This window comes from uncultured Lawsonella sp., from assembly GCF_947252745.1.
Lineage (GTDB): Bacteria > Actinomycetota > Actinomycetes > Mycobacteriales > Mycobacteriaceae > Lawsonella.
In genome coordinates, this window is the sequence record NZ_CAMXWW010000001.1 from 63,130 (window position 1) to 81,621 (window position 18,492).

At 60.6% G+C, this 18,492-nt stretch carries 10 protein-coding genes; 3 read left to right on the forward strand and 7 right to left on the reverse strand.

Annotated features, from left to right (window positions below; genetic code table 11):
• Positions 1 to 23 precede the first annotated feature (23 nt).
• Together Q0X28_RS00320 and Q0X28_RS00325 are read right to left on the reverse strand one after the other, a co-directional pair.
• The gene (locus tag Q0X28_RS00320) at positions 24 to 3,077 is read right to left on the reverse strand and encodes a UPF0182 family protein (protein ID WP_296237924.1); all 3,054 of its coding nucleotides are present in this window, start codon (positions 3,075 to 3,077) and stop codon (positions 24 to 26) included.
• A gap of 65 nt (positions 3,078 to 3,142) precedes the next feature.
• Complete coding sequence (locus Q0X28_RS00325; protein WP_298575362.1) at positions 3,143 to 4,249, reverse strand: PDZ domain-containing protein; 1,107 nt, start codon at positions 4,247 to 4,249, stop codon at positions 3,143 to 3,145.
• Positions 4,250 to 4,388: 139 nt separating this feature from the next.
• Between Q0X28_RS00325 and Q0X28_RS00330 the strand changes: the two genes are divergently transcribed.
• Positions 4,389 to 5,963, forward strand: coding sequence for a zinc-dependent metalloprotease (locus Q0X28_RS00330; protein ID WP_298575364.1), 1,575 nt, complete (start codon positions 4,389 to 4,391; stop codon positions 5,961 to 5,963).
• Positions 5,964 to 5,984: 21 nt separating this feature from the next.
• Here Q0X28_RS00330 and Q0X28_RS00335 read toward each other — a convergent pair whose 3' ends face one another.
• Positions 5,985 to 6,521: a M48 family metallopeptidase gene (locus Q0X28_RS00335; RefSeq protein WP_298575367.1), complete on the reverse strand. Its 537-nt coding sequence runs from the start codon at positions 6,519 to 6,521 to the stop codon at positions 5,985 to 5,987.
• A 148-nt stretch (positions 6,522 to 6,669) separates the two neighbouring features.
• Here Q0X28_RS00335 and Q0X28_RS00340 point away from each other — a divergent pair, with 148 nt between their 5' ends.
• A complete protein-coding gene (locus Q0X28_RS00340; protein ID WP_296237932.1) occupies positions 6,670 to 7,491 on the forward strand; it encodes a hypothetical protein in 822 nt (273 codons plus the stop codon).
• A gap of 19 nt (positions 7,492 to 7,510) precedes the next feature.
• Here Q0X28_RS00340 and Q0X28_RS00345 read toward each other — a convergent pair whose 3' ends face one another.
• On the reverse strand, positions 7,511 to 9,595 hold the full coding sequence (locus tag Q0X28_RS00345) for an ATP-dependent helicase (RefSeq protein WP_296237934.1): 2,085 nt from the start codon (positions 9,593 to 9,595) through the stop codon (positions 7,511 to 7,513).
• A 105-nt stretch (positions 9,596 to 9,700) separates the two neighbouring features.
• Here Q0X28_RS00345 and Q0X28_RS00350 point away from each other — a divergent pair, with 105 nt between their 5' ends.
• Complete coding sequence (locus Q0X28_RS00350; protein ID WP_296237936.1) at positions 9,701 to 10,000, forward strand: glutaredoxin domain-containing protein; 300 nt, start codon at positions 9,701 to 9,703, stop codon at positions 9,998 to 10,000.
• Positions 10,001 to 10,241: 241 nt separating this feature from the next.
• On the opposite strand, the gene Q0X28_RS00355 is transcribed toward Q0X28_RS00350, so the two are convergent.
• The 3 genes from Q0X28_RS00355 to Q0X28_RS00365 all read right to left on the reverse strand — a co-directional run bounded on the left by Q0X28_RS00355 (position 10,242) and on the right by Q0X28_RS00365 (position 18,455).
• A complete protein-coding gene (locus tag Q0X28_RS00355) occupies positions 10,242 to 11,354 on the reverse strand; it encodes a TrkA family potassium uptake protein (RefSeq protein ID WP_296238134.1) in 1,113 nt (370 codons plus the stop codon).
• A 128-nt stretch (positions 11,355 to 11,482) separates the two neighbouring features.
• Complete coding sequence (locus tag Q0X28_RS00360) at positions 11,483 to 15,043, reverse strand: ATP-dependent DNA helicase (protein WP_298575369.1); 3,561 nt, start codon at positions 15,041 to 15,043, stop codon at positions 11,483 to 11,485.
• A gap of 1 nt (position 15,044) precedes the next feature.
• Positions 15,045 to 18,455: an ATP-dependent DNA helicase gene (locus tag Q0X28_RS00365; RefSeq protein ID WP_298575371.1), complete on the reverse strand. Its 3,411-nt coding sequence runs from the start codon at positions 18,453 to 18,455 to the stop codon at positions 15,045 to 15,047.
• Positions 18,456 to 18,492: the final 37 nt, after the last annotated feature.

Genomic DNA, 18,492 nt, shown 5'->3' on the forward strand with positions numbered 1-18,492 from the left:
TTCCTGCGAAATAGGTGCCGCTGCTACTTATCTGCGCTCTGATAGTCCTGCACGGCACGGTCCAGATTCTGCAGCGCTTCACCGAAGCGCCCCATATCTCCCGAGGCCTGCGCCTGCTTGAGAGCAGCGAGTGCCTCACTGAGCTTCGCAGCAGCTTCATCGCGTGTCATCCTACCGGGAGCAGGATTCTTCGCTATCGGCGGGGCGGTACCGTCACCTTCTAGACCTTCTGGCTGCTCCACCAGGGAGCCATCCAGACCCACTTGCTCAAGCGCCTCAGACAGGGAGCGCCCGTATCCCATGCGATTATTGAACATCACCATCACACGAATGAGTTTCGGGTAGGCAGACTCCTGTCCCTTCCGCTGAGCGTAGAGAGGCTCCACGTACAGCACCCCCCCGTCGCCGATGGGCAAGGTCAGCAGATTGCCGTAGATGATGGTATTAGCACCTTCCAACTGCAGCTTCTCCGTCTGATAGCCACCGGCGGAGGTCATGCGGTCAAGGGCATTCTTGGGACCCTGCGTCGTGGTGTTGGTGGGCCACTGACGGATGGTGATGTGGCCGTAGTTATCCGGATCGGACGACACGGAGATCTGCGAAGAAAGGAACTCACGCTGATTCCACAACATGGGGGTGGTCAGCTGGAAGCTGGGACGCCCAGTGCGTGGGTCGGCGGAAACCACATAGTAGGGAGGCTGATCGAAAAGACCGCGGGCGGCCGCGTTCTCGGATGCCTCATTCTCGGAGATAGTGGGCTCGTTCGGGACCTGCCAGTAGGACCCGCCAGTGTAGAAGCCAAGCGGATTGGTCACATGGTAACGAGAGAGGATTTCTCGCTGGGCTTTGAACATATCCTCCGGGTAGCGGATGTGCTGACGCAGCTGTTCCGACATGTCAGACTTTGGCTTCACCAAACCCGGGAAAACACGCTTCCACGCCTTCAGCACCGGATCCTTCTCATCGAAGGTGTAGAGCTGCACGGAGCCATCGTAGGAATCCACCACTGCTTTAACCGAGTTACGAATGTAGGACACCTGCTTCATTGTCGGGGACCAATCACGACGCGACGTCTGCGAGTCGGTGGTCACCTCGCCCAGATTGACCTTCTGTGAGTAGGGCAAAGAATCCAGGGTGGTGTAGGCGTCCACGATCCACTTGATATGGCCATCAATGACAGCGGGATAAGCGGAGGTGTCGGCGGTGAGCCAAGGAGCCACCGCTTCCACGCGTGCCCGCGGGTCACGGTTCAACAGAATCTTGCTGTCTCCACCGATGAGTGTGGAAAGGATGAAGTTCAGCTCCCGATATTCGATGGCATAGGCCAACCGGTTACCCACGCTGCCCACATGGACGCCACCTGCACCCTGGTAGGTGTAGTTGGATCCATCCACGTCGTATTCCTGCGACTCTCCGGCTGTCTTCACGATGGCGTAGTCCGGGTTCTGCTTAGCGATGAGCGGACCGTAGTAGACGCGAGGTTCACGCAGTTCAAGTTGCGCAGTGTCGCTGGGGACGGGGCTGCGCTGTGCGCCATTGGCGGTGGCCTTCTCACGCGCTTGCTTCGCTGCTAGGGACTGCAAGTCGTAGACCTCGTACTTGGGGTTGCCGCCGCGGTCTCCCGCATCGGTGACAATAGCGTCAACAGTATTCGCGGGGGCCATCACAATGCCATTGCCATGGGTGTAGACGGTGTGACGGTTGATCCAGTCCGTCTGGTTACCAGTGAGAGCACTGGGATTGATTTCGCGAACTGCCACCACATAGTCGCGTAGCTGTCCATCGACCTGGTAGCGGTCAATAGAGAGAGTCTGCGGGAATCCGTAGAAAGACCGCAGCTGCTTGGACTGAGTAAACGCAGGCGACAGCACGTTCGGGTCGAGTAGCCGGATATTGGCAAGCGTTGAGGCAACACCTTTGCCACCCGGCTGTGGAACCGGAGCACTTTCCTTACCGAAGTTCGGCATCACCGTAAGGTTGTTATCCCCCAGGTTGTAGGCGAAACGGGTGGCCTGAATATTGCGTTCGATGAATTCCGCTTCTTTGTTGGCCTTGTTGGGTTTCACCGACAGCTGCTCCACCGCCCACGGCAAAATGCTGCCCACAGCAACGCCACCGATAAGCATGATGGCTGTTGCCAGTGCGGGGATACGCAGATCCCTAATAACGAAGCTGGTGAAGAACGCCACCGCACAGAACACGGCAATGACGGTGAGCAACAGCTTTGCCGACATGAGAACATTCGCAGACGTAAAGCCCGCACCGGTGATGGTCTGGTCTTTGAAGTTAATATCACCAGACAGTAACTCGTAGCGGTCAAGCCAGTAGCGTACACCCACCAGCAGGATGAGGATGCCGCCGAGGATGGCGATCTGTTGACGTGCTTTCTGTGCCAACACCACGCTGCCACGCTGCTTGCCCTGCCGCGGACGCAGTTCCAGCGAACCCTGGAAGTAGTGCAGGAAAATGTTGAGGATAACGCCAATAGCCACCAACGACACCAGCCATGTCACCAGTATGTTGAGGAAAGGTAGTTGGAAGGCGTAGAAGCCCAAATCGCGCCCAAACTGGGGGTCATTAACACCGAACGACTGAGCATTGAAAAAGACGCTGACCTGCTGCCACTTCATCTGTGCAGAAAAACCAAAGAAGATGCCCAACACTGCCGCGATAACGGAGAAAACGGGCTTGTGCTTACCCGAACCCATGCGTCGGTAAGAATCCAGCACGGGGTTAGGACGAGCCGGTGTCGTCGGTTTAGTCCGGTGGGCAAGCTCCATACACAGGTAAAGGATGACTGCCGAGAGTGCTCCGAAGATGAGGAAAAGCCCCAGACGGGTTCCCAGGATCGTTCCGAAAACACCGCCCTTAGCCAGGGAGTCGAACCACAGCCAGCCGGTGTACACACTGACCAGCGGGGGAACGATCACAAAGATACCGATAAGCACTGCCACCACAATGCCGACGGTCCTCAGCTGCTTCTTCTGCTTAGGGTTCAGAGGCTGCCGCTGGCGCGGTTGTGGAGGGCGCCGCTGCGGCTGCTGGAAACCACCAAAGCCGGGGAAGTTAAAGGCCATTACGTCTCCTCAAGACAACAACAATGCCTTAAGGATACGGGAAAAACAGGGTTCTGGCAGGAGTGCTACTGGCTGGCCTGGCAGCTCGGGGCAGGTTTACCGGCGCGCACCAACGCCAACGCATCAAGCGCACTCTGCAGGTTCGTCACCCGAATAAGCGTCAGCCCCTTCGGTACATCCGTCAGGGCTTCCCGACAATTCTGTGCAGGTACCAGGAAATAGCGGGCCCCAGCAGCACGAGCTCCCGCCAGCTTGTGGGTAATTCCACCAATAGGCCCCACCGTCCCGTCATAGTCCATGGTGCCAGTACCGGCGATGAACTTCCCACCAGTAAGAGAACCGGGGCTCAGCTTGTCGATAATCGCCAAGGTGAAGATAAGACCCGCGGAGGGACCACCCACATCCGCCAAGTTGATGTGCACTTGCACCTTGCCGGAAGGGGCACTGTAAATACCCACTCCCAACAGACCCCGATCCACAACATCGGGAGCACCACTCATCAGTGTGATGGGAAAAGTGAGGGGTTGACCATGCCGCAGCACCGACACCTGCACCGTCTGCCCCGCTGTGGTTCCTCGCAGCGCCGCATGCACATCCGTCGCCAGCGTGGTGACTTTGCCATTCACTGCCACAATCTGGTCTCCCGCCTGCAGCTTTCCTACTGCGGGACCCTTTTTCACCACTCTCCCCACATAGGTGGAGACCGGCAGGTGCAGATAGTGCAACGCAGCTGTGGCGGCGGCGTTCTCTGACTGCGTCATCTCCGCCGCTTGTTCCTGCTGCACCTGCTCCTGGCTCACCCCCGGAGGGTAAATAGCCGAGAGCGGCACCAGATTCCATTCCTTATGGAGACCAATCCGCACCATCTCGAAGAAATTCATACCCGACAGCACGTTCACCGTCGTCATGTTGAGGTGGCCATCGACCTGATCAAGCGGGGCACCCGTAATGTCAATAACCGGCACCAGCTTGCCCTTCCCGCCGGCCGCAGATGTGCTGCTAGTGGACCCACCACCCTCCCTTGGATTACTCGGGACACGAATATACCCCAAGGTGTTGAAGGTAGGGCCCGGCCCCATTGCCGCCACCGGCATCTTCACGAGCGTACCGAGCGCGAGAAACGCCAGCAGAAGGACGGTGATAATAACGGCTGACTTGGTCTTCGGTTTCACGATTGTCAGCCTACCGTGCGGTACCGTCCTCCCCCACCTACCGTGGCAGAACTGCCTCCGCGAGAAAACCCCCATCCCCCCGTGACACCCACGATAGCAATTTCGTGCCCTCACTCCTCGAGCCCGGTACCCTGAAGATATGAGCGACAAGAACGACACTCCCACTGGTGGTTCCAATGCCAACGACCCACGCGGTAATGGCGACAATAACGACCCCATGGAATTTCTCCGCCGACTGCTAGGAGGCAAGCCCGGGGACGGCTCCGCCGGCGCCAACTCTGGTACGCCCGGCAATGGAGGAGCGTCTGGCAGCTTCAACCTTAACAACCTCGGAGGGTTCAGCTTCGGCTTCGGCCCCAACCCCGGTTCGTCCGCTGCTGACGGGGACACGCACTCCGCCGATGCCGCCGGCAACCAGGGCCGCGAAGGTGGTTTCATGTTCATGATGCAGCAGATGGGAGACTTCATCTCCGGCATCAGTAGCTCCTTCGGCAGAGGTCAGGACGGCGCCATCAATACTACAGCCGCTCGCAATGCCGCTATCCGCGCACTAGGTGCGGACCCCACCGTGCGTGATGGTCAACGCCGTGCTGTGGAGGACTCGGTGCAGCTCGCAGACCTGTGGTTGAACGAAGTGACCACCCTGCCATCCGGGGTGTCTCACGTCGAAACCTGGATTCCCCGTACCTGGGTGGAGAATTCTCTTCCCACCTGGGGGCGCCTCCTCTCCCCCGTGGTGGCACGAATGAACACCGCCGGCTTAGAGGGGCTCCCCGGCGACATTTCAGAGCAGATTGGGCAGTTCGCCGAAAGCATGGGGGGCATCATGAACATCATGAACGCCATCACCAGCTACATGTTCGGAACCCAACTTGGTGGCGCACTCGCCACCCTCTCCCAACAGATCACCTGCTCCTCCGAGATGGGTATCCCCCTGGACTCTGCTGGTACCGCCGCACTACTGCCGAACACTATCGCGCAGCTATCGGAGGACCTCGAACTTCCGCAGCGCGACGTCCTAGTCTTCCTCGCTGCCCGAGAAGCCGCCTACCAGCGGCTGTGGACGCACGTACCGTGGCTTGCCCCGCGCCTTTTGGGGGCCATCCAAGACCACGCCAATGGCATCGTGGTGGACTACTCCAACATCGAATCCGCCACGCATGAGATGGGCCTCGACCCTGAAGCACTCTCGGATCCGGAGAAACTGCAGGAAGCCATGAGCCAGATGCAGACCATCGAGCTCACCCCGGAAATTCACTACACCCACGAGAAAGCACTGCAGCGCCTCGAGACAATGCTTGCCCTCATCGAAGGGTGGGTCGACGTCGTAGTGCAGAACGCCATTGGGGACCGCATCCCCTCCACTCCCGCCTTGGCAGAGATGTGGCGGCGGCGGCGCGCCACCGCCAGCCAAGCAGAGGACGCACTCAAAGCCCATGCAGGGCTGGAATTGCGGCCACGCCGGGTGCGTGACGCCGTCACCCTATGGACTCGTATCACTGACGCCTGCGGGATGGAGAAGCGTGACGGCTGTTGGGCACACCCGGATTTGCTGCCGCGCGCCAGCGACCTCGATAACCCGGCCGCCTGTATCGACCGGCTGCTGGATGACAGCACCGACTCCTTCGAGGCGGATCTTGCCAAGCTGGAAGAGGAACTTCTCGGTGGAGACGACGGCGACAGCGACAACGGTGACACTACTCCCCGGCAGTAGCCCACAAGCGGCGCACAGACACTACTGCAGTTCGTAGCGGGAGGCCGCCTCGAGGTAGCCGCGTGCCCGCTCCGTCTTCGGGTAAAACGCCACCGCCTGCCAGAAGGCCTCGGTGTGCCCACCCGGTACCGTCAAGTGGCACAGTTCGTGGACGATCACATAGTCCAACACGTAGCGTGGCATGGTCGCTAACGCCGGATGCAGCCGGATAGTGCGTGTGCGATAGCTACAGCTTCCCCAGCGGGACGTGACGTCGCGACTCCACTCGACGGCTGCTGGTTGTGCCTTACCAGCGCAGTAGCGTTCGTCTAGCTGGTGCACATAAGCGGCGAGTTCTGCACCATTCATTGTTTGCTGGGCATGCTTACGACGCTGCTGTTTACGCAGTTTCTCCACCATACTTGCCACCGCGCGTTCTTCCGCTTGTGCGCTCAGGCGTTCCGGCACCATGACGATCACCCGGTCGCCTTCAGTGCGGCCTGCAATGGTTTTGCGGCGACGGCTGGAGCGGCGGATCTCCACCTGTTGGGGAAAGGCCAGCTCATCAGGGTGGGTCATCTTTTCTGGAGACTTTTCTGGAGACACCTCATTTCCCTCACAAAGGTGGCTTTTACCTGGGATGTTAGGGAAAGGGCTGGTGTCGTGCATATCTCGAATGTACCGGGTAGCTTCCCTATCAGTGCAGTTGCCCTGCAATCATGTCGCTATGAGCATCCCCTTTGGCCCTCAGCTGCACCCCTACCTCACCGTTATCCAGTGTGCGCAACGCACACTTCAGGTGGGGCTTGTTCCCCAGGAAGCGGTACTGGTGACCGTCCCGGAAGAGTACCAACCGGAGGATGTGCAGTGGCTGCTGACACGCTGTGACGGTTCCCGGAACATGGATGAGCTGGTACGGCTATTTGGAACGGGACGGAACAAGGTGATGAGTCCCACTCATGTTACCCAGCTATTGAGGGAACTGGAGCGACTGGGGGTAGCGCATTTAGGTGAGACGAAGCACCGCCCCGCGATTCCTCGCATTTGTGTGTACGGTAAGGGCCAGTTGGCGACCCAGCTGCGACGTCTGCTGGCATTCGAGGATGTGCAGATGGTGGAGGAACGGGAGGCATGTACGCGGCAATGCACACTGGCGGTGTTGGCGGGCTCGATCGTTCCCGACCCGGTGGTGGTACGGGAGTTAATGGAGCGAAAACAGCCGTTTTTGGTGTGCACATTGGTGGACAACCGTGGGGTGGTGGGGCCACTGGTGGCACCGGGTGGTTTAGCGCGCTCCGCTCTACAACAGCTGGCGGGGCAGCTGGCACAGGTCCCGTTGGCGACTGGACTGCCTGCGCAGGTGGCCGCGCAGTTGATGCGTCAGGAGGGCCGCGCATCGCATGCGACGGTCTTGGCTACTGCGGCATTTGCAGTCCCGTTGATTGTGCAGCGAACGCAGTTGGGGGCTGCGGAAAAAGTGCTTCCCTACTATCAGCGGATGGTGGTGGCACCGGACGCCCAGCTGGTGACGCTGGTTTCAGCGAGCTAGAGAGTCTGCCGGTATTGGGTTAGAGGCTATCGGCTACCAGGCGGAGGAGATCTTCCCCATAGGTCTGCAGTTTGGCCTGCCCGATTCCGTGGATGCCGGACAGTTCCCCCAGTTCACGCGGGCTGTGAAGGGCCACCTCGATGAGGGTGCGGTCCGTAAACACCACGAAAGCGGGTTTGCCGATCTCCGCAGCGGTGGCTTTACGCCAGGCCACTAGCGCTTCAAAAAGCTCCTGTTGCCGGTAGGACATCGCCTCTAGAGCCTCCCGTTTCCATTGCTTCGAGGAGGTTACTGCACCTGCATGGCCTACTGTTCCACTGCGCGATGCTGACGGGCGTTGGGGGTTTCCCGTGATACGGCGGGGGTCTGTCCGCTTCGGTGGATCGATACTGTCGAGGAATCGGCAGCGTTGACGGGCCTTGCCGCCGGCTCGCCGGGCTGCACCCCACGTGAGAGTCAGCTGATAGCGGGCACGGGTGATGGCCACGTAGAGTAGCCGTCGTTCCTCTTCAAGAGCATCGGCGGGGGCATTGTCGTCAAACACGTAGCGGATGGGTAGTGTTCCTTCCACCAGCCCAACAACATAGACAGTGTCCCATTCCAACCCTTTCGCCGCATGAATGGAGGCGAGGGTGACACCCCGTACGGTGGGCGGTTGACGGTTGTCTGCCCGATCCTGCAACTCCCGCAGCAAACCGTCAAGCGTCAGGGAAGGGGCGGCGTCCGTAATATCCTCCACAAGAGTGACTAGAGCAGTGAGGGCCTGCCAGCGCTCCCGCGCCTGCTGGCCAGTGGGTTCCTCCGACGTGAGCCCTAAACTTTGAAGACTTGCCCGCACCAGTGTGACTAGGTGGGGACCGACCATCTCTGCCGGTAGATCAGTGCGGGTACCCAATCGCATCAGCTGGCGGTAGGCCTGCTGGATCTCTGTACGCTGGAAGAACCCTTCTCCACCACGTACTTGGTAGGGGATATGGCGTTCCTCGAGTGCCTGCTCAAAGAGTGCGGACTGGGCGTTGGTGCGGTAAAGGATGGCGATGTTCTCCGGCAGCTGGCCGGCTACGATATCAGCGGCGATGGCAGTTGCCACCTCTTCTGCTTCTTGGAAGTCATCATCGAAGCGGAGGATCTGCGGTGCACTTCCTCGCTGTTGTTGCCCGCGGAGCTGCATACTGGGTTGGGATACGTCACCTTTGGCGTCCGCGATCACCTTATTGGCGCAGCTGACGATCTCTGGGGTGGAACGGTAGTCACGCACCAAGGTGACGAACGTGGCGTGCGGGAAGCGTCGGCGGAAGCTCACTAGGAACTCCGGGGAGGCACCGTTGAAGGAGTAGATGGTTTGGTTGGGGTCACCCACGACAGTGAGGTCATCCCGCTCCCCTAGCCACCCGTCGAGAAGACGTTGTTGCAAGGGGGTGACGTCTTGGTATTCGTCCACGACGAAGCTACGGTAGCTGGCGCGAAATTCTTCTGCGATGCCAGGGAATTCGTCGAGAGCGGCGCTCATATAGAGCAGCAGATCATTGAAATCGAGGAGCATGCCGTCGCTACGCCGCTTTAACTCCTCGTAGCGGGCCATCACCTGCGCCACTGTGGCGGCATCTGCAGGGGGCTCCCGGTGGAGTCGGGCTACGCCTGCCTGGTACGTTTCTGCGTCAAGCAGCTCGGATTTAGCCCAATCGATTTCGGTGAGAAAGTCCCGGATCGCTTCTTTACTAGAGTCCGCCCCACAGTGGTCGGCGGCTCGCGCTACCACGCCGAAGCGGTCACGGTCGATGATCGACCATGGCACGTCCCCCATCATCTGCGGCCAAAAATAGCGAAGCTGGCGCAGTGCGGCAGAGTGGAAGGTGGAGGCCTGGACCTGCTGTCCCCCAAACTGTCCAACCCCCATGTGGGTGAGGCGCTCCCGCATCTCTCCGGCTGCCCGTTTGGTGAATGTGACGGCGAGAATATGCCGAGGGTTGACCTGCCCGTCGTGGATGAGACGGCTAATACGGTGAGTGATGGTGCGGGTTTTTCCGGTGCCAGCGCCGGCCAGAATGCATACGGGACCACGCGGCGCAAGGACGGCGAGATGTTGTTCGTCATCCAGCTGCATGGTCGTTCTCCTTTCTCGCCAACATGTCTCAGTGTAGAGACCGACTGTGACATTTCTAGCCTGCAAAAGCTAGCAACAGACTATAAAACGTGGTTTTCTGGAGTTATGAGTACTGTTGAAGCCCCTGAGGCCCCGAAAAACCTTGAAGACATCACCATCTACTCCGCGGCATGGTGCCCCCACTGCCAGCGTCTCAAGAAGCTCCTGGGTGAGCTCGACATTCCTTTCCACAACGTGGATGTTGACGAATATGAAGATACAGACGCCGTAGCCGCGTTCGTGGAAAGCGTGAACGACGGAAATCGGATTATCCCCACCGTTCTTTTCTCCGATGGCACCACTATGACCAATCCGCGCGCCACCAAGGTCCGCGACAAGCTCAAAGAGCTAAAGGATAACGCCTAACATCGATAGGCTATGCTGCAGCTAAGGTACCCCGCAGCCCCTCTATGACCCTACCGGTCAGTGCTCGTCCCTGCCGGTCCCCGCTGCGCTTGTCCTACCCGACCAAACATGATGCCCCACCTGCAGGTGGGGCATCACTGTAGATTAGACAGCGCGTGTCATAGAAGGCAGCGCACGTTATCGGCAGTGGATCTCAGACGTCTTCGTGTAGGGTGCCCGGTGTAGCACGCACCTGAACAGGCTAGCCGATGACAATGGGGTTCGTGTTCTCCGTCATGATGGCGGGTTGAGTCATTCGCACGTAGAGCAACCGGTCCCCAATTTCCAGCGTGTCAACCCCTGGATTGTTAACGCGATAGAGCTTGCCGTGCCGCACCACACCCAGCACCAAATCTTTCAGGTGCCGTGGCGAACCACCCAGTTCAGATTCTTCCACCGGCCGTTCGGAAACAGAGAAGCCTTCCTCCGGGGACAGAAGATCCTCAGCAAGACTCACGACAGAGGGGGTGACGGTGGCGAGGCCGAGCAGACGACCAGTGGTTTCCGCGGAAACCACCACAGAATCAGCACCGGACTGCTCAATAAGGTGGGCGTTTTCAGATTCGCGGATAGAGGCGACAATGGTAGCCCGCGGGTTCAATTCGCGTGCCGATAGTGTGACGAGGACAGCTGTATCGTCTTTGTTCGTGGCGACGATAATCGATTTCGCACGGGGCGCCCCGGCAAGTTTGAGGACGTCCGCCTTCGTTCCGGAGCCATGTACAGTGACCAGCCCCTTTAAAGCGGCAAGGTCGAGGGCAGACTGGTCGGTATCGACAACGACAATGTCGCTGGGAGGAACATCGTCGGCTAGCATAGCAGCGACCGCGGACCGACCTTTGGTGCCATAGCCGACGACGACGGTGTGGTTACGCAAGGTGGACCTCCAGCGTTGGATTCGGAAGGCTTGGCGGGAACGTTCCGTGAGAGCCTGCAGCGTCGTTCCAATCATGACGATGAGGAAGAAGACGCGGAGAGGGGTAATGAGGATGACGTTCGCAAGTCGAGCTGATTGGGTGACAGGGGTGATATCACCGTAGCCAGTGGTGGTGAGAGTGACAGTGGCGTAGTAGATACAATCCACCAGAGTCATACCGTTGGCTGGGTCATTATTGTCCTGGTAGCCAGACCGTTCAGCGTAGGTAATAATAACGGCCAGAATGAGGGCGCCAATGGCCCAGAGGACACGGACGGCGATCTGTCGCCAAGGGCTGGATTCGAGGAGTGGTACCCGTACGACACCAACGAGGGCGTAGTCTGGGCGGTTATCGAGGCGGGATTCTGGAGAGATGAGACTGCGCAGACTCTTCCCGATCCGACGGCTCACTGCCACGGGATCCTCCTTCCTCGGCAGCTGTGTGGCGGCAGGTTCACGAGAGACTCGGGACCCGTCACCCTTTTCCAGTATGGCAGGTGCGGCGCGGGGGCGCCTATGGCTGAACTCTAGCCGTTGCCAGCGATTCCTTCCACTGAATCGCCAGTGGATGTGGTGAGGTCATCGATGAGTCGCTCCAACTCGACCGAGTCGGCGAGCTCATCTAGCCAAAGAGTGTAGTCGTGCGCAACATAGTAGAACGCGGCACGGATGTTCTCTAACGGTAGAGCAGGTTGACCGTGTTCGGCTCGCTGTACATTGATAATGCGGTGAAAGGCAATACGGTAGGTGGCAAGCTGTAGTGCTTTGGTGGTGCGGTCGCGGGCAGTACGAGGGATAGTGCCTGTCTTCCAGTCCACCACCGTGTAGTGGTCGGCGTCGTCGCGGAATACGGCATCGATGCGGCCATTAATGACGACGCTACCGAGGGAGACGTCGAACGGCACTTCCACCATGGACGTGGTGCGTTCCGCCCAGCTGGAGGCGGCGAAGGTATCTTTGAGACGCGTCAACGACACTGGTTCGGCAATGTCGTCGCGCGCATCCATAATGTCCTCGAGGTCGACCAGGGAGCCAAGGTCACCCGAAAGATGGTGCTCCACCCACGTGTGGAAGTCGGTGCCGCGACGGGCATAACGATTGGGTTTAAAGGGAATGGGACGGCGGAGACGGCGAGCGAAATCCTCTGGATCTTCCCGTAGCGCCACGATTTGGCTAGCCGTCAGCCGGGTAGGAAGGGTGACGGTGCGGGCTGTTGGATCGTCTCCTGCTTGCTGACGCAGGTATTCGGCGAGGAGAACGTCGGTGTCTTGGGAGAGTGCCCACTCGGCATCGGATGCGGGAGGTGGGCTGGTGTGCTCGCTCCCTTCGCTGGCCTGCGCGCTCTCGACTGCCTGCTGGAGAGCGGCGTGTACCTGGCGAATGTGAGGGCTGTCGGCGAGATGGTCGACGGGCCAGGTAGCGCGGGCGTTACGGGCGGCGAGGGGGTGGAAGGCTGGGTCGGGAACGAGCTCTCCTTTCGGAGTGGTGATGCAGTTCGCTGGCGCGGCAGCCCAGTAGGGGTGGATGGTGATAGTCCCCCCGTGGTGGGTGGTGACGACGTGTGGCGGGGTGGGTTCTGTCTGGTCGTCATAGCTGACTAGGGGGAAAATGTCGGCGTCCGCACCGTGGTCGACGGCCATGGTTTCGGCCCACTGGTAGGCGTCGCGAAGATACTCGGAGGGTTCATGAAAGGTGATGTCGTGGTACGACCAGCCATGTCCAGTGAGCAACAGGGAGCGTTCAGTACGGGTAACACCGACGTACATGAGGCGAAGTTTCTCCTCCAGCTCTATGGCTTTGAGTTCGGTGAGGTGCTCGGTGAGCTGTTGCCAGTATTCGCTGCGGTCGTTGGCGTCTGCTGCGATAAAAGTGGGCATACCAGAAGGGAGTTCAGCTCCGGGGAGCAGTACAGCAGTGTCCCCACGGAGGTTAGCGGGGAGCTCAGCGGCGGTTTTCACCCAGTTGGTGCGGCTGCGGGCGGGTGGAAATTCACGCTGGGAGAGGTTCGGGATGGCGACACATTCCCATTCCAGTCCTTTCGCCCCAAAGATGGTGATGATTTGGACGCAGTTGCGGCGAACGGTGACGGTACCGGGAGCGAGACCGCCTTCGGATTCAGCAGCTTGTTGGAGGTATGCAAGTAGGGCGCCAAGGCTGGGATTGGCGCCGCGGCAGAAGGAGGCGACGGCATCGGCGAAGGCATCGAGGTGGTGGCGTCCAGTAAGGTGCCCAGCTCCGGGATCGAGGCGAGCTTCGGCTTCAACGTCTACTCCAATAATGCGCTCGACTTCCGCAATCAGTTCGGGAAGTGGTTGGCCGAGGCGTTTGCGAAGGTGCCGGACGTCGGCACGGAGCTGCTGAAGCCGGGCGTATCCGGCAAGTGAGTAGCGGTCTGCCGGACCGGGGTCGTCAATGGCATCGGCGAGCCCTACTTGGGCGGCGGCATCCTGCGGGAGTGCGTCCTGCAACATGGCAAGCAGATTATCGAGCGTGGTGGGGTCGGTGTCTTCAGCGGGGTCGAGATCTCCGCGGAGTTCGCGGGCACGTCCCCAGAGGGCGCGGAGGTCACTGGCACCGAGATTGAGGCGGGGACCGGTGAGTATGCGGAGGGCGGCGCCACCGTCGAGGGGGTCCGCAATGATGCGGAGCATGGCCCACACATCTTGTACCTCGGGGATGGAGAGGAGACCGCCAATGTTGACGATTTCGGCAGGGACGCCTGCTGCTTCGAGTGCTTGCGCCATGGGGAGGGAGTCTCGGTTGCGGGTGACGAGTACGGCACTAGTGGGTGGTAGTTCTCCGCGTGCAGCGGCCGCATCGAATTGGCTACGGAAGTAGCGGGCGATCCAGGTGTATTCGTCTTCGGCACTGCCGAAATAGCGGCAGTGGATGTCGGCTTCTGCTGCGTGGGGTGCAGGCCGTAGGTCGGGGACGACGATGGCGTTGCGGGTGGCAGCGCTGAGCCGGTGAGTGTAGGTGCTTGCCAGGCTGAGGATGTCGCCGGGGTTGCGCCAGCTGGTGAGGAGATAGCTGACGGGGGCGGGCTGTGCGGTGGGGGTGTCGGTGGTGACGGCTGGGAAATCGGTGCGGAAATGGGCCAGGTTGGTGGCGGAGGCGCCGCGCCATCCGTAGATGGATTGCATAGGGTCGCCAACTGCAGTGACGCTGAGAGTGGGGTCTTGGCCGTTTCCGAATAGAGAGCGGAGGAAGACGCGCTGCGCATAGCCGGTGTCTTGGTATTCGTCGAGGAGGACTACCCGGTAGCGGGCGCGTTCAGAGTGGCCGACCTGCGGATGGGTGAGGGCGAGTTCGGCGGCGTAGGCCATTTGTTGGCCGAAGTCGAGGTAGCCCATCTCGCGCATACGGTTATCGAAGAGATCGATGAGGTCGAGTAGCTGGTCTCGGTAGTCGCACACGCTGAGGAAGTCGCGCATGTCTTTGGAGAGGTCGGAGCGAGCTCGCTTCGCTTTGGGAAGATCGGTGAGGCCTTCACGAAGGCAACGGTTTTCGGCGCGAACCGTGGCGGAGTCCACCATATGGTTGGCCATTTCTCCGCGGAGACCAAGCAGGTCGTTGACGACGCTGGAGGTGGTTCGTTCGACGGCGAAGGGATGCGGCCACTGGGAAACCAGGCGGACGGCTTCTTCGGAGAGTTCAGCGGCGTTGACGATAGTGGCGGTGGTTTCCACGGGAAGGAGAAGCCCGTAGCTGCGCAGAATCGTGCCAGCGTAGGAGTCGTAGGTGGCGGTGTTCGGGTCACTGGTGTGGATGGCGTGGCGGATCTGGTCTGCTTCGGGGCCGGTGAAGTCGGGGCTGGCGGCGAGCCGTTGGAGCCGCTGGCGGATACGTTGTCCGAGCTGCTGCGCGGCTTTTCGAGTAAAGGTGAGTCCGAGGATCTGGTCGGGACGCACGTAGCCGTTGGCGACAAGCCACACTACTCGAGCCGCCATCGTCTCGGTTTTTCCTGCTCCTGCGCCGGCGATGACGAGGAGGGGGCCAGGAGGAGCGGAGATGACGTCAGCTTGCTCGTCGGTGGGGGAGAATTTCTGGCCGAGGAGGCGGGCGATATCAGCGGGTGTGTAGCGCATCCTAGGCCTTTCTAGTGAGGACGGATTGGGACTGGAGGGGGCAGGACTCGCGCACTGCACACTGTGCACAGTGGTCATTACGGCAGGCCTGGAAGGTGGGCCCGCTGGTGGCACTGGCGGCGGTTTGGAGGGCGAGACGCCAAAGTTTCTGTTGTTCGGCATCGAAGCTGTGTTGTTCTCGTTCCCCCAGTGTGCCGCCGCGGGGTCGTAGATAGACCAGTTTGGCTTTGGCGACGGGGCCTTTGGTGGCGGAGACAGCGAGTTGGTAGAGCGCTAGCTGGGCATTGTCTGCGGTGGCGGCTTTGGAGGGGAGTGTCTTACCGGTTTTGAAGTCGACAATGACGTAGTGTCCGGCATCGGTACGCTCCAGCCGGTCAATACGGCCTTTGACGCGAACAGGTATAGTGCTGGCATCAACTGCGGCGAGATCAGCGGCGCTAATACCGTAGTCGGCCAGGTCTGCGGCGGTGAAGATATGGTCCACTCCCACTTCCAGCCCGTCGAGGGTGAACGTGGCGCTTTCGGTAGCGTTCCAGGTGGCGTAATTGGCGAGGGCTTCTTCGGCGCGAGTTTTTTCCTGGTCGGCGAGCCACGCTGCATCAATGCCAAGAGCTGGCCAGGATTCATCGAGGGCCGTGCGAAGATCCGCCTCCGCTACCCCACTGGCAGAAGCTTGAGTGAGGGCGTGGATGAGGGTGCCGAATTGAGCTGCCAGCCCGGGAGCAGTGTCACCCCCATTACGGCTCAGGAACCAGCGGAGGGGGCACTCTTGGAGAGTTTCGAAGGCAGAAGGGCTGAGAGTAACGGGGCGCGGTTCGAGAGGCGTCACAGATTGGGGGCTTGTATCGGAGGTGGCGTGAGGAGTGGTGAGAGTCCACAGAGGGTCGTCTGAGGTGATCCCGTCCACTCCCCACCAGTTGAGGGCTCCGGGAACGCCTGCTTGTGCGAGTCTGACCAGCTGGTGGAAGGCCTGCTGTTGGTAGCTATCCCACTCTTCCGGTGGAATGGTGGGGAAAGGGGCGGTAGCGCACACAATGGAGCGTAGTCGAGCAACCATGGTAGGCATCGATAGCACACAGGGGACGGTGGAGGTGATGGTGGGGAGGTTGGAGTCCTCGTCGGCGCGCAGGTGGGGAGGAACGATTACCTCGGCCACGTCTTCGAGAAAGCGGCTGGGGGTGAGTGTGTCGGCACCACCACCTGATACGGCGGTGAGGACGAGACTCCGGCGGGCGCGCGAGAGAGCGACGTAGAGGAGGCGACGTTCGTCGGCGAGCTGGGGAGCGCGTCGCGAGACAATGGGGTCGGGGGCGACTCCGGCGATGCGGTCAAGCAACTCGTTGAGCTTCAGTAAGGACCCGCGTACCGCGAGGGTGGGCCATTCATCTTCTTGGATGCCGGGCACGATGACGGTATCCCATTCTCGTCCTGCCGCCGAAGTGGCGGAGATGATGGTGACGGCATCGGTGGTGTGGAGGCTGCGAATACGGGGCAGGGAGGGGAGTTCTTGTTCGCGGATATAGCGCACAAAGCTGGCGACAGTACCGGTGGGGATGCGGTCGACGTAGTCGCTGGCTGCATCGAAGAGTGCCATCATGGCGTCCAGGTTACGGTCGGCTTGGGCTCCGGCAACTCCTCCGCGCAGGCTGGCTACTCGCCAGCTATCAGCGAGTCCGGTAGCATTCCAAGCTTCCCAGAGGACTTCTTCTACGGTGCCGTGGTGTTGGACGGCCCGCCAGGCAGCATCAACTACTGTGTGTACCTGTTGGAGAGGTTTGGACTCAAAATCGGTGAGGCCAGCTTCGATCGTGCTGAGCGGGATGTCCGAGGAGTGCTCGGCGTAATAGGTGTCGCGTGCGGTAGGCGAGAGAAGGAGAGTGAGGAGGAGACCGGAATCTCGGCGACCGCCTCGGGCGAGTTCAGTGCGACGCAGCCCGCGACGCAAGCTTCGTACGTCTGCGGGATCTGCGCGGCCGACTACACCGGTGAGGAGTTTTTCTGCAACGTCACTATCGCAGGCACCGGAGACCGCTTCGAGCACCGCCAGAATGCCATCTGCGGCGTACTGTTCGGTCAGAGGCAGGTCGGCAGCATCGGTGCGAAGGGGAACGCCAGCAGCTGCCAAAGCCCGGCGTAGAGAGGGCAGATGGGGCCCCACACTACGGCAGATGATTGCGATGTCGCTCCAGGGAACATTGTCGATGAGATGGGCTCGCCGCACCACGTCTGCCACAGTGGCTGCTTCCGCAGCAATACTTTCCGTGAGGTGGATCGTCGGGGCGGGTGCCGCGGTGCCGCTCCGGGCGGCGGTGAGCTCACGCCACTGTTGGCTGTTGTCGGGGAGGCGGCTGCCCGTCACTCGCACGACCTCTGCGTTGCGGGGGGTAAGCCGGTAGCTGGAGCTCAAGACGATACGGTGGCTGCTGCCTAGGGGGGCGAGGTTGTGGAAGTAGCTGGAGTCGGCTCCGCGGAAGCGGAATACCATCTGGTCGGGGTCTCCGGCCAGTACGGTGAGCTGTGCCCCGCCGCGGATGGTGTCAATGAGTTCCGCCATTTGGGGGTCGAGGTGGTGGGCGTCGTCAACGAGGAGTAGTTCGAGGCGCTGTCGTTCTCTCGCCAGGATGTCTGGGTGGGTGGCGAGCCCTTCTAGTACCGCGCCTACCAGTTCAGCGGCGTCGAGTGCCGGACTAATTTCCTCTTCTCGTGCTGCGCCCACACTGGCGCGGAGAAGTTGGATACGCTCAAAGTCGGTGGCGAACTGCCCGGCGGCAACCCACGCGGGTTCGCCGGCGTCCTCGCCGAGGGCGCGTAGTGCAGCTCCGTCTAATCCCCGTTCGGCGGCGCGGGAGATGAGGTCGCGGAGTTCGCGGGCGAAACCGACGGTAGTGAGGGCGGGGCGGATCCACTCCGGCCAGAGGTTGGTCTCATCTTCGGCGATGGTCTCGAGCATTTCTCGGTAGATCACATCTTTTTCTGCGCCGGTGAGGAGTTTCGGAGCTGGTGCACCTTCCGCTGCAGCAATGCGGGCAAGCAGGCTGTAGGCGTAGCTATGGACGGTGCGAATGAGGGGTTGCTGAGAAGCGAGACCGTCACTTCCCACCAGCTGGGTAGCAACTTCTTCAGAGAGTGTTGCGGCAGCTCGTTTCGACTGGGTGAGGAGAAGCACCGCATCGGAGCTGTGCTCGGGCTGCCGACAGTAGGCGCAGGCGAGGTCGATGAGGAGGGAGGTCTTTCCAGTTCCGGGCCCGCCCACCACTTGGTAGGGGACAGGATCGGTGATGGGTGCACCGGTAGTCGTAAACAGCGTAGCAGCAGCACCGGTCCACTGACGCGCGGTGTGATGCTCCCCTGTGGGGGGACGGAGCAGCGTCACATGGAGGGCATCATCGGAGAGGGGGGCTGGTTCCGTCATGCTGCTAGTCGATCATACTGCTGTAACATTTGTGGGC

Coding starts and splice junctions, on each gene's coding strand:
- Q0X28_RS00345 (WP_296237934.1), bottom strand. CDS start 9,595: ATGCAGCTGGATGACGAACAACATCTCGCCGTCCTTGCGCCGCGTGGT.
- Q0X28_RS00320 (WP_296237924.1), bottom strand. CDS start 3,077: ATGGCCTTTAACTTCCCCGGCTTTGGTGGTTTCCAGCAGCCGCAGCGG.
- Q0X28_RS00335 (WP_298575367.1), bottom strand. CDS start 6,521: ATGACCCACCCTGATGAGCTGGCCTTTCCCCAACAGGTGGAGATCCGC.
- Q0X28_RS00340 (WP_296237932.1), top strand. CDS start 6,670: ATGAGCATCCCCTTTGGCCCTCAGCTGCACCCCTACCTCACCGTTATC.
- Q0X28_RS00365 (WP_298575371.1), bottom strand. CDS start 18,455: ATGACGGAACCAGCCCCCCTCTCCGATGATGCCCTCCATGTGACGCTG.
- Q0X28_RS00350 (WP_296237936.1), top strand. CDS start 9,701: ATGAGTACTGTTGAAGCCCCTGAGGCCCCGAAAAACCTTGAAGACATC.
- Q0X28_RS00360 (WP_298575369.1), bottom strand. CDS start 15,043: ATGCGCTACACACCCGCTGATATCGCCCGCCTCCTCGGCCAGAAATTC.
- Q0X28_RS00330 (WP_298575364.1), top strand. CDS start 4,389: ATGAGCGACAAGAACGACACTCCCACTGGTGGTTCCAATGCCAACGAC.